A 12,729-nucleotide genomic window follows, 5' to 3' on the forward strand; every position below is an offset into this window, starting at 1 on the left:
GAACGTTACGATCTAATAAAAAATAATGGTGTTGACATGTTCAACGCCATTATTCACTGAATACCTGGCCTGATACTGATTAAACAGTAGCAGGCCAGGATAAAACTCAATAAGACATAGCGACAAACTAAACCGGACGAACGGGGATAAAAATTTCGCAAACAACATCATTGCCATCCTTTTCTACGAAATCTTCATTGTAATAAAATCGCTCAATATCGCTGCCGTTCACTCTGGCTAACCCCCTGGCAGGCAACTCTATCAGATAGATGTTCCGAACCCAGTCAGAGTAATGTTCCCAATTTCCTTCATAACGGAAAGAGGCATAAAGTCCTCGGGTCGTTGTCCACTCTTTCGGCATGTCAGCATATTCACATACCGTACCAGCAAAGGTTTCAACTGTGAGTAAATCGACCGACTTTGTTGATGGTTTAAACGTTGAGACGAAATAGATATCCGTCTTAAAATCCTTCATACACCTGGCTAAATGATGACGTCGCAATTTGACTTCTTCATCCGGTGATTTATTCGATATTTCAGTATCATACTTAAATGAATTGCCAAAAATACGTGTTTCAGGGAAATGAATTAATGTGCAATCAGTTTTTGTATGTTGGCGTGCTAAAAATGGAGGGAAGATATTTTCCAGATCCCAATAATCACGGAGCCGGTATTCTCGGGGAGAGCATCCGAACAACTTTTTAAATTCGCGACTGAATGACTGCTGTGAATCAAAATGCAAAGATAGTGCAATATCAAGCATAGATTTCGCTGTGAGTCGGACAAGAATAGCTGCCCGGCAAAGTCTTCGTTTGCGAATGTATTCTCCCAGCGGCACATGCATGAAGTTTCTGAACAGGAGCTGGATATTGCGTCTACTGTAGCCAGATTTCTGTGCGATATCTTCGATTGAGATAGGGTTACCGAGATTGCACTCAATCCACTCCAGGAGTTGCTGCAAAATCTTCTGCCTGATCATAACATTCTCCATTTACCCTTCGCCATTTCGTACATTTTTCGTATGACAAAGGCTATTAGTGTATCAAAAACAGAAAGGTCCGAGGCCAGGCGACTGACAGTATCTCAGATTGTTGGCTAATGCTTGTTGTGTATGCCGGAACTTATCCCGCCTACAAAATAGCGCAAATTCAATAAATTGCGATTCTCTGGTAGGCATGATAATCATAGCGCATCAGGCAATTTTGTGCTTGTCATCAATCTCATCGTGTCTGCTTCATTTTTCCCATAATAGAGAGATTACAGTCCCCTATTATTAATGAAATTTTTACATAAGTGATATCAAAATCCACATACTAATCTGCGGTCATGTTTTAACGTAGACTAATGATTCATATGTAATGGAGGGACTGCTAGTGGAATTTTCCGTATTAAGCAACAATCTGAAAATGCCGATGATGGGATTTGGTGTTTTTCAGGTTACCGATAAAGAAGTGTGTAAACAATCAGTGTTGAATGCTATCCGAACCGGTTATCGGCTAATCGACACTGCAGCGGTATATGGTAATGAAGACGCCGTCGGCGAGGCTATTCGTGAAGCCATTTCGGAAGGTTTCTGTACCCGCGAGGAGTTATTTATTACTTCTAAATTGTGGGTGCAGGACATGGTTGATCAGGATACGGCAAAAGCAGGTATTGAAGCGTCATTAAAAAAATCGGGACTTGAATACTTTGATCTCTATTTATTGCACCAGGCAATGCGCGATTATTTCAGTGCATGGCGTGCACTGGAAGAGGCTTATGAAGAGGGCAAACTGAAAGCGATTGGGGTTTCCAATTTCTATCCTCATGTTCTGGCCAATTTTTGTGAAACAGTCAGAATTAAGCCAATGGTCAACCAGGTTGAGTTGCATCCCTATTTTGCTCAACCAGAAGCGCTGGCAACCATGAAATACTACAACGTGCAGCCTGAAGCATGGGCACCATTAGGCGGTGGAAGACATAAACCATTTGAAAACAGCCTGCTTCAGGGTATTGCAAATGCTCACCAAAAATCGATTTCTCAGGTAATTCTACGCTGGAATATTCAACGGGGAGTGGTTGTTATTCCAAAATCGACTCATCAGCATCGTATTGAAGAGAACTTCGCTATCTGGGATTTTTCACTGACAGAGAAAGAAATGGCGCAAATAAGCTCACTTGATCTGGGGTATGTTGGCGAATCCGTAAAACATTTTAATCCTGAGTTTGTTCGTGGCTGTCTTGGCGTAAAAATACATAACTAATTAGAGTTTTCAGATACTACCTGACCCGCACTCTGAAAATATGACCTATAGCAGATGTTATTATATATTTTCCGAAGGCGGGCTCTCTTTATGAAAATAAAAAATACACACTGAATCGCTTCAGTAAGATAAAATTACAGTTATTAATGCTTGTGTAATTATTGTTAATAATTTCATTTATACTCATTTGGTGGACTGTTTTAACAGATACCAAATGAGTATCTCTAAATGGGTGTTTAAGATAAATTCGATTGGATTCATGACGTTATTATATCGAATGCATGATTCCATGTTGTTAGTGGCGATCATTATAAAAATGTGAGCGACGCCGAAAGAAATAAAATTAGCTATTGCATCCAGGTATCCAATGATGGATTATTGATTTGTCATACAAATCAGTTTGAATTTGTATTCTGCTACCCAATAAAAAAGCCGCCATTTTTATTGATGTCTGATAACCCGGAAGGAGTGGTTGCGATCAGGCATAAATAGAAATGACGCAATGGAGTATTGGTTGTGAATGTAAATTTCTTTGTTACCTGTATCGGTGATGCCCTGAAATCAAGGATGGCACGTGACTCCGTGCTGCTCCTGGAAAAACTCGGCTGTCGCGTAAATTTTCCTGAGAAACAGGGATGCTGCGGTCAGCCTGCGATCAATAGTGGTTATATCAAAGAAGCGATCCCAGGAATGAAAAATCTGATCGCTGCACTTGAAGATAACGACGATCCCATTATTTCTCCCGCCGGTTCCTGCACTTACGCCGTAAAAAGTTACCCAACATATCTGGCTGACGAACCAGAATGGGCATCACGTGCAGAAAAGGTCGCCGCGCGTATGCAGGATCTCACTTCTTTTATTGTCAATACACTTGGGGTCGTTGATGTAGGCGCCAGCTTGCAAGGGAGGGCGGTATACCATCCATCCTGTAGTCTGGCCCGTAAGTTGGGCGTGAAGGATGAACCACTTACGCTGCTAAAAAATGTACGCGGACTGGAGCTGTTGCCCTTTGCCGAACAGGATACTTGCTGCGGGTTTGGCGGTACGTTCTCGGTCAAAATGGCCGAAATTTCCGGCGAGATGGTGAAAGAAAAGGTTTCACACCTGATGGAGGTCTGTCCTGAGTATTTAATTGGTGCCGACATTAGTTGCTTGCTGAATATAAGTGGGCGATTACAACGGGAAGGGCAGAAAGTCAAAGTGATGCATATTGCTGAAGTGCTGATGAGCCGCTGAGGGTATAAAGATGTCGATCAAAACCAGTAATACAGAATTCAAGACACGCATCCGTCAGCAAATTGAAGATCCGATCATGCGCAAAGCGGTGGCAAACGCGCAGCAGCGTATTGGGGCAAATCGGCAAAAAATGGTCGATGAATTAGGTCACTGGGAGGAGTGGCGCGATCGTGCCAGCCAGATACGTGATCATGTTCTGAGTAATCTTGACGCTTATCTGTACCAGCTCTCCGAAAAAGTGTCGCAAAACGGCGGTCACGTCTATTTTGCAAAAACCAAAGAAGACGCTACCCGCTACATTTTACAGGTCGCCCAACGCAAACATGCCCGGAAGGTGGTGAAATCTAAATCGATGGTGACCGAAGAGATTGGCGTCAATCATGTGTTGCAGGATGCTGGCATTCAGGTGATTGAAACCGATCTGGGTGAATACATTCTTCAGTTGGATCAAGATCCGCCATCTCATGTTGTGGTTCCGGCTATCCATAAAGATCGCCACCAGATCCGCCGGGTGCTACACGAACGTCTGGGCTATGATGGCCCGGAGACGCCTGAAGCGATGACCTTATTCATTCGTCAAAAGATCCGTGAAGATTTCCTCAGTGCCGAAATCGGTATAACCGGCTGTAATTTCGCGGTAGCAGAAACAGGTTCGGTATGCCTGGTGACCAATGAAGGCAATGCGCGAATGTGTACCACGCTACCTAAAACGCACATCGCGGTGATGGGGATGGAGCGTATTGCCCCCACGTTTGCCGAGGTTGATGTATTGATCACCATGCTGGCGCGTAGTGCCGTTGGCGCACGTTTGACGGGATACAACACCTGGCTGACAGGGCCGCGCGAAGCGGGGCATGTGGACGGGCCAGAAGAGTTTCATCTGGTTATTGTTGATAACGGGCGTTCTGAAGTGCTGGCCTCTGAATTTCGGGATGTGCTGCGCTGTATTCGCTGCGGGGCCTGCATGAATACTTGTCCGGCATATCGCCACATTGGAGGTCACGGATACGGATCTATTTACCCAGGGCCAATCGGCGCGGTGATTTCTCCGCTACTTGGCGGCTATAAAGATTTTAAAGATTTACCCTACGCCTGCTCTTTATGCACGGCCTGTGACAGCGTGTGTCCGGTGCGTATTCCTCTGTCAAAACTGATTTTGCGCCATCGTCGAGTGATGGCTGAAAAAGGGATCACCGCAAAAGCAGAGCAACGGGCGATTAAAATGTTCGCTTATGCCAATAGTCATCCGAGATTGTGGAAAGTCGGAATGATGGCAGGCGCTCATGCGGCAAGCTGGTTTATCAGTGGCGGCAAAACACCACTCAAGATCGGTGCGATTAGCGACTGGATGGAAGCCCGCGATCTTCCTGAAGCTGACGGCGAGAGTTTCCGTAGTTGGTTTAAGAAACATCAGGCGCAGGAGAAAAAGAATGGATAATCGAAGCGAATTCTTGCAAAACATCGCTCAGGCACTGGGGCGTCCGTTGCGACTCGAACCGCAAACAGAAGATGTACCGCTTAACAACTATGCAAACGAGCGTCTTACTGAACTTAACCAGCAACAGCGCTGTGACGCGTTTATCCAGTTTGCCAGTGATGTCATGTTGACGCGTTGTGAACTGATCAGCGAGGCGCAGGCCGCGGATGCTGCATTACGCCTGTGTAAAGAGCTGGGAGATCAGTCGGTTGTGGTTAGTGGCGACAGGCGACTGGAAGAACTGGGGATCAGTGAACGTTTACAGCAGGAATGCAATGCCGTCGTGTGGGATCCGCTGAAAGGTGCCGAGAATATCTCGCAGGCAGAGCAGGCTAAAGTTGGCGTAGTGTATGCTGAATATGGCTTAACCGAATCGGGAGGCGTGGTGCTTTTTTCCGCTGCTGAGCGTGGGCGCTCGTTGAGTTTGCTCCCTGAGTCCTCAATTTTTATCCTGCGCAAAAGCACCATCCTGCCACGTGTGGCGCAACTCGCAGAAAAATTGCATCAGAAAGCGCAGTCCGGTGAACGTATGCCGTCCTGCATTAACATCATTAGCGGTCCTAGTTCAACGGCGGATATTGAGCTTATCAAAGTCGTCGGGGTTCATGGCCCGGTGAAAGCGGTATACTTGATTATTGAGGATTGCTGAGAGGGAGTAACATGAGAGTTACCTCTCGTTTTTATAGTAGGATTCGGTCCCATATCAATACGGTAACTCTCAACATTGCAAAGCCTACAATCAAATCAAGTCGCGACTGAATTTTTAGCTCTCGGCGGCATTCCATTCGCCACAAAATACGCAGCCGTGCTTTTCGCCAATCATAATTGATGCATCCACCACGCGCAGGCCCTCCAGTTCGTATACGGCCCGCCGTCTCGTCGTAGTCTGTTCTGTACGCATCGCACGGGGGAAAGGCGGTTTCGGTGCAATTACGCACAAGTTCGTTGAGCTGTTCATCGGTCTGACAATCGACACACAGGAAATAGTGTGATGTTCCAGGACGTGCATAAAACTGCGCCATCTCTGCATATGGTACGGGAATTATTGACCCACTGTAGAATTTTATGCATATATTATATATAGTTGTAATTTCATATCTTGTAATTCCTCTTAGTCACTTGTAAATCTTATATTCTATTAATTAACGATTTTATATGAATGAAAGCTGAATGGATTCAGCCTTATGCGCATATATATTTCTTAATAAGACAATTCTTATATTTAAATACCTAATTAGAGTTATCACTTTCGTTGGTTATATATTATGGGTGTAATGCCTGCTTCTTGTTTATATTTTGAGTTGATTTGAGCTTTCAGATACATATAATGCGCATATGTTTGAGACTGGGTGCTAATGTAAGGGTAAAGTTAAGATTGTTAATTTGAAATAGGTGTCCGGTAGTAAGTTAATCTATTATTACTCTCTGAACTGCATACCCAGGTATGTGGTTATCAATGTTATGCGATTTTTTTGAATTTATATATGCCATGAGCAGCAACCGGGATGGCATTTTATGCGTTGCTGTTTATGCAATCTTGGTTTTATTTGGATGTATTGCTGGAGATTGTGATGAATAAAATATATCGGCTAAAGTGGAACAGGTCCCGTAACTGTTGGAGCGTCTGCTCTGAACTGGGAAGCAAAATAAAAGGAAAAAAGTCCCGGGCTGTTTTAATTAGCGCGATAAGTTTATATTCATCTCTGGCAATGTCTAAAGATGTTACTGTAAGTGAAGATCACACAGCTGTATTCGGTAAAGATAACCAAACTATTGATTACCGTATTTCAGTGACCGACAATGCCAATCTGGTAATCGATGCGACAGACTCTTCTCGTCCACGTCTGACTCTCGCTTCTGGTGGTGGACTGGATATCACCGGAGGGAAGGTGCATATCAATGGCTCGCTTAACTTTTTGTTAAAAGGGACGGGGTTTCTGAACGTCTCCAATGCTGGCAGTGAGTTATATGCTGATGATTTATATGAGTCTTACTCTAATATTACCCACGATAGAGGCTATTTTAACGTCTCCAACGGCGGCAAAATCCATGTTAAGGGCACCAGCCGTCTGACCTATTTGCAGGGAAATGTCAGTGGTGAAGGCAGCCAGGTAAATTCCCAAACCTTTTTTATGGGCGTTTACGGCAGTTACGGTGGTAATCAGTACCTGTCAGTTAATAACGGCGGTGAAGTTAACGCCACTAAGCAAATTAGCCTGGGCTATTATGATCAAGTCTCCGATACAACACTTGCTGTTTCGGAAGGTGGTAAAATTTCTGCGCCGACAATTAGTTTAAGCACTAACTCTGAGTTGGCGTTAGGTGCCCGGCAAGGGAATGATGCGAAGGCTGCAGGGATTATTGATGCCGAAAAAATTGAGTTTGTGTGGGCAAAGACATCCGAAAAGAAAATCACCTTAAACCACACGGATAAAAACGCGACTATTTCCGCGGATATTGTCAGTGGCAGCGAGGGCCTGGGCTATATCAATGCACTCAATGGTACGACTTACTTAACCGGTGATAATTCCGCCTTTAGCGGCAAAGTAACGATTGAGAAAAACGGGGCTTTGGGGATTACCCAAAATATAGGCACTGCAGAAATCACCAACCGCGGGAAATTACACCTGAAGGCTGACGATAGCATGACCTTTGCCAATAAGATCTATGGCAACGGTACAATAAGTATCGACGGCGGGACGGTGGAGTTGACCGGCAATAACAATACATTCTACGGATATATTGATGTTGCTTCTGGTGCTGTCGCGGTTATTTCTGAAGACAAGAACATCGGCCGTGCAGAGCTGGATGTTGATGGCAAATTGCAAATTAATGCCAACAAAGATTGGGTATTTGATAACGATCTTGAAGGTAGAGGCATTGTTGAAATAAACATGGGGAATCACGAATTCTCCTTCGATGAGTTTGCTTATACAGACTGGTTCCAGGGTTCACTGGCGTTCCAGAACACGACATTTAACCTGGAAAAGAATGCTGAGTTTCTGCAGAAAGGCGGGATCACTGCGGGTCAGGGAAGCCTGGTAACAGTGGGTAAGGGCGCTCACTCCATTAGCACTTTGGGATTCTCCGGCGGAACCGTTGATTTTGGTGCCCTGACAGCAGGTGCACAGATGACAGAAGGGACGGTCAACGTTAGTAAAACGCTGGATCTGCGCGGCGAGGGTGTGATTCAGGTTTCTGACAGTGACGTTGTCCGCTCAGTATCTCGTGATATTGACTCCGCGTTATCGCTTACTGAAGTTGATGATGGTAACAGCGCCATTAAGCTGGTTGATGCGCAAGGTGCGGAAGTTCTGGGGGATGCGGGCAACCTGCAATTGCAGGATAAAAATGGGCAAATTCTCTCCAGCAGCGCCCAACGTGATATTCAGCAGAATGGACAAACAGCGGCCGTCGGCACTTACGACTATCGTCTGACGAGTGGGGTAAACAATGATGGCCTGTATATCGGCTATGGCCTGACGCAGCTTGATTTGCAGGCGACCGACAGCGATGCCCTGGTGCTGAGCGCTAACGGTAAAAGTGACAATGCCGCCGATCTCAGCGCAAAGATTACCGGCAGTGGTGACCTGGCATTCAGCAGCCAGAAAGGTCAGACCGTATCGCTTTCTAACAAAGACAACGACTATACCGGTATTACCGATCTGCGCTGCGGGACGCTCTTGTTGAATAACGATAACGTGTTGGGTAATACCCGTGAACTGCGTCTGGCGGCAGAGACTGAACTGGATATGAATGGTCACAGCCAGACCGTGGATACGCTCAATGGGAGCGCCGATTCGCTGCTGAACTTAAACGGCGGGAGCCTGACTCTTGCCAACGGGGGGACTTCAGCCGGTTCGTTAACGGGTAACGGGGAGCTGAATATTCAGGACGGCACGCTGGACCTTGCGGGCGATAACAGCAACCTGACGGCTAATATGAATATTGCTAGCTCGGCTAATGTTCTGGTAAGTCATGCACAGGGATTGGGTAGCGCAAATGTTGAGAACAACGGCACCCTGGTATTGAATAATAGCGCTGAAAAAAGAGCGGCTGTGCCTGTGAATTACACCCTGGGCGGCAACCTGACCAACAACGGTACGTTGATGACCGGAGAGTCTGGACAGCAAGCGGGCAACGCGTTAGTGGTGAAGGGGAACTACCATAGTGATAACGGCCGACTGGTGATGAATACGGCACTGAATGGCGATGATTCAGTGACGGATAAACTGGTTGTTGAGGGCGATACCAGCGGCACGACTTCCGTTACGGTGAATAACGCTGGCGGTACAGGCGCTAAAACGCTTAACGGTATTGAACTTATCCATGTTGATGGTAAGTCTGAGGGGGAATTTGTTCAGGCGGGACGTATCGTTGCGGGCGCATATGACTACACTCTCGCGCGTGGTAAGGGGGCAAACAGCGGTAACTGGTATCTGACCAGTGGTGGTGATTCAGCTGAACCGCAGCCGGAGCCAGAGCCGATGCCGAATCCAGAGCCAAACCCGAATCCAGAGCCGACCCCTAACCCGACACCTACGCCGGGTCCGGATCTGAATGTGGATAATGACCTGCGACCGGAGGCGGGTAGCTACATCGCGAACCTTGCAGCAGCGAATACCATGTTCACTACGCGTCTGCATGAGCGTCTGGGTAATACGTACTATACCGACATGGTGACGGGTGAGCAGAAACAAACCACTATGTGGATGCGCCATGAAGGTGGTCATAATAAATGGCGCGATGGCAGCGGCCAGCTGAAAACCCAAAGCAATCGCTATGTTCTGCAACTGGGAGGCGATATCGCGCAGTGGAGCCAAAACGGCAGCGACCGCTGGCATGTTGGGGTCATGGCGGGATATGGCAACAGCGACAGCAAAACCATTTCCTCGCGAACCGGTTATCGTTCAAAAGCGAGTGTGAATGGATATAGCACTGGCCTGTATGCCACCTGGTATGCTGATGACGAATCGCATAATGGCGCGTATCTCGACAGTTGGGCGCAGTACAGCTGGTTTGATAACACAGTGAAAGGTGATGATTTACAAAGTGAATCCTATAAATCAAAAGGATTTACCGCTTCACTGGAAGCTGGATACAAACACAAATTAGCTGAATTTAATGGCAGTCAGGGAACGCGTAATGAATGGTATGTTCAGCCGCAAGCACAGGTTACCTGGATGGGAGTCAAAGCCGATAAGCACCGCGAAAGCAATGGGACTCTCGTTGATAGCAGCGGTGACGGCAACATTCAGACTCGACTTGGTGTAAAAACCTGGCTGAAGAGTCATCATAAAATGGACGACGGTAAATCCCGCGAGTTCCAGCCATTTGTGGAAGTGAACTGGTTGCATAACAGTAAGGATTTCAGCACCAGCATGGATGGCGTGTCAGTCACTCAGGATGGCGCCCGAAATATTGCCGAGATAAAGACGGGTGTTGAAGGACAGCTAAATGCCAACCTGAATGTCTGGGGAAATGTGGGCGTTCAGGTTGCTGATAAGGGATATAATGACACCTCTGCAATGATTGGCGTTAAGTGGCAATTCTGATCTGAATAATAAGTAAAAGGAGAGAGCCGAATGGGTACCAATTCGGCTCTCTGTGTCATTTTCTTGCAGTCAGCTTTTCCTGCCAGAGTGAAGACAAGCAGATTAAGCTGGCGCACAAGATTTAATCAAGGTGTGTTCAATGGCTTCGCATGATTTGAGTGTTTTTTTGGAAGAGTTCGGCGCAACGGTTAATTTGACGTTGCCTGGTATTGTGTCCGAAAAAGAACGGCTTTTACTCAAGCTGCTAATGGAGGGGATGTCGGTTACAGAAATCTCACAGTACAGAAATCGCAGTGCAAAGACAATTTCACATCAAAAGAAGCAGTTGTATGAGAAATTAGGCATCCAGAGTGATATTACCTTCTGGCGGGATATCTTTTTTCAGTATCACCCGCAGGTAACCACTGCTACGGGAAATAAAAATAAAATTTATCTTCCTGACAACCGTTGTCACCATATTGTCACACCTGAAGCCATCAGTCTGGCGCTGGAAAACCATGAATTCAAACCGTGGATCCAACCGGTATTTTGTGCTCAGACAGGGGTACTGACAGGTTGTGAAGTGCTTGTTCGTTGGGAACATCCGCAAACGGGAATCATCCCGCCGGATCAATTTATTCCTCTGGCGGAGTCATCTGGTCTTATCGTTATAATGACCCGCCAGTTGATGAAACAGACTGCGGATATTCTGATGCCGGTAAAACATTTGCTGCCGGACAATTTCCATATTGGTATCAACGTCTCGGCGGGCTGTTTCTTGGCTGCGGGATTTGAAAAAGAGTGTCTGAACCTGGTTAAGAAATTAGGTAACGATAAAATCAAGCTGGTTCTTGAGCTGACGGAACGTAACCCTATTCCGGTAACGCCAGAAGCCAGAGCGATATTTGATAGCCTTCATCAGCACAACATTACCTTTGCGCTGGATGATTTTGGTACGGGTTATGCGACCTATCGTTACTTGCAGGCGTTCCCGGTCGATTTTATTAAGATCGATAAGTCATTTGTGCAAATGGCGAGCGTGGACGAAATCTCCGGTCATATTGTCGACAACATTGTCGAACTGGCGCGTAAACCTGGTCTGAGTATCGTGGCTGAAGGGGTGGAAACTCAGGAACAGGCGGACTTAATGATCGGTAAAGGCGTTCACTTTTTGCAGGGCTATTTGTACTCCCCGCCAGTTCCTGGTAATAAATTTATCTCTGAATGGGTAATGAAAGTCGGTGGTTGATCTAAACCGCTATTCACAACGCATCGGGAGGTTGAGTGGTATCAATTCTCCCGATGCAGTAAATCCTGATAGATCCCCGTTAATATGCCATTTGGCGCAAATTGTTTTTTAATCCACTGCGTCACCTGACCCGTAGCAGAATGCTGAGTCGCCAGTAACATGCGCGAATCCTGGCGCGGATTATGGATTTGTCGGGTAACCAGCAGGGATTGCGTCATCGCCTCACGGACCATGTAATCCGGCAAAAAACCAATCCCTTCACCTAAAATCTGGCACTGACATTTGGTATTGAAATCTGGCACCAGAATCGACTCCTGCCCATGCAGCAACCAACCTACTTTTTTATTAATCGTATGCGCGGTGTCCTCCACCATAATATTAGGGTAAAGACGCAACTGACTTTCAGCGATCGGTTCTGGCATAAAGGCCAGTGGGTGATCCGGGGCAATGGCAAAAGCCCAGCGAATCGCGCCAATTTCAGTGTAATCAATACCGCCACCGTCCAGCAGCGTGTCGGGCGCGCCGATGGCGATATTCGCCTGATTATTGATAATCGCATCCCAGACGCCGTTATACACTTCGGTCGTCACGGTAATCTGGCAGGTAGGAAACTGCTTTTTCAGCACCTGTAATAAGCGTGCGGTGTGTTTTGGCGTATAAAGTAGCTGATTAATACAAATGCGCACGCGCGCTTCTATGCCCTGAGAAATAGTATCGATACTGCGTTTGATGGCGTGAAAATCATTCAGCAGGTCGGTAGCTTTGCGGAAAAAATAACGCCCGGACTCGGTTAACTCAATGCTGCGGGTGTTACGAGTGAACAGCACCACATCCAGCCCCGCCTCCATACGCTTGATGGTGTAGCTAATGGCGGAAGTGGTTAAACCCAACTCTTCTGCCGCTTTACTGAAGCTGCCAAAACGCGCAGCGGTAGTAAATGCCAACAGATTCTCTTCGGTAAAAATTGAGTTCATTAAACCATTCCCGCCA

At 46.5% G+C, this 12,729-nt stretch carries 8 protein-coding genes and 1 pseudogene; 6 read left to right on the forward strand and 3 right to left on the reverse strand.

The features are described 5' to 3' along the window. Window positions 1–127: 127 nt before the first annotated feature. Complete coding sequence (locus FEK46_RS18505; protein WP_135560047.1) at window positions 128–979, reverse strand: helix-turn-helix domain-containing protein; 852 nt, start codon at window positions 977–979, stop codon at window positions 128–130. Window positions 980–1,373: 394 nt separating this feature from the next. Between FEK46_RS18505 and FEK46_RS18510 the strand changes: the two genes are divergently transcribed. The 4 genes from FEK46_RS18510 to FEK46_RS18525 all read left to right on the forward strand — a co-directional run bounded on the left by FEK46_RS18510 (window position 1,374) and on the right by FEK46_RS18525 (window position 5,605). Continuing rightward, window positions 1,374–2,243: an aldo/keto reductase gene (locus FEK46_RS18510; protein WP_135408119.1), complete on the forward strand. Its 870-nt coding sequence runs from the start codon at window positions 1,374–1,376 to the stop codon at window positions 2,241–2,243. Between the two features lie 516 nt (window positions 2,244–2,759). Then, window positions 2,760–3,479, forward strand: a complete 720-nt coding sequence (locus FEK46_RS18515; RefSeq protein ID WP_130218352.1) for a (Fe-S)-binding protein — start codon at window positions 2,760–2,762, stop codon at window positions 3,477–3,479. A 10-nt stretch (window positions 3,480–3,489) separates the two neighbouring features. After that, a complete protein-coding gene (locus FEK46_RS18520) occupies window positions 3,490–4,917 on the forward strand; it encodes a LutB/LldF family L-lactate oxidation iron-sulfur protein (RefSeq protein WP_135560046.1) in 1,428 nt (475 codons plus the stop codon). Beyond that, window positions 4,910–5,605, forward strand: coding sequence for a lactate utilization protein C (locus FEK46_RS18525; RefSeq protein ID WP_135492012.1), 696 nt, complete (start codon window positions 4,910–4,912; stop codon window positions 5,603–5,605). The genes FEK46_RS18520 and FEK46_RS18525 overlap by 8 nt, the downstream gene beginning before the upstream one ends. A gap of 95 nt (window positions 5,606–5,700) precedes the next feature. Here FEK46_RS18525 and FEK46_RS18530 read toward each other — a convergent pair. After that, window positions 5,701–5,930, reverse strand: a pseudogene (locus tag FEK46_RS18530) (choline dehydrogenase); the annotation flags it as partial. Between the two features lie 597 nt (window positions 5,931–6,527). Here FEK46_RS18530 and FEK46_RS18535 point away from each other — a divergent pair. After that, window positions 6,528–10,511, forward strand: coding sequence for an autotransporter outer membrane beta-barrel domain-containing protein (locus tag FEK46_RS18535; protein WP_135560045.1), 3,984 nt, complete (start codon window positions 6,528–6,530; stop codon window positions 10,509–10,511). Between the two features lie 139 nt (window positions 10,512–10,650). Next, window positions 10,651–11,739, forward strand: a complete 1,089-nt coding sequence (locus tag FEK46_RS18540; RefSeq protein WP_135490848.1) for an EAL domain-containing protein — start codon at window positions 10,651–10,653, stop codon at window positions 11,737–11,739. Between the two features lie 41 nt (window positions 11,740–11,780). Here the strand turns inward: FEK46_RS18540 and FEK46_RS18545 are convergent, their stop codons facing one another. Beyond that, window positions 11,781–12,713: a LysR substrate-binding domain-containing protein gene (locus tag FEK46_RS18545; RefSeq protein WP_135494354.1), complete on the reverse strand. Its 933-nt coding sequence runs from the start codon at window positions 12,711–12,713 to the stop codon at window positions 11,781–11,783. Between the last annotated feature and the right edge of the window lie 16 nt (window positions 12,714–12,729).

The sequence above is a fragment of the Escherichia sp. E4736 genome (assembly GCF_005781225.1).
Classification (GTDB): domain Bacteria; phylum Pseudomonadota; class Gammaproteobacteria; order Enterobacterales; family Enterobacteriaceae; genus Escherichia.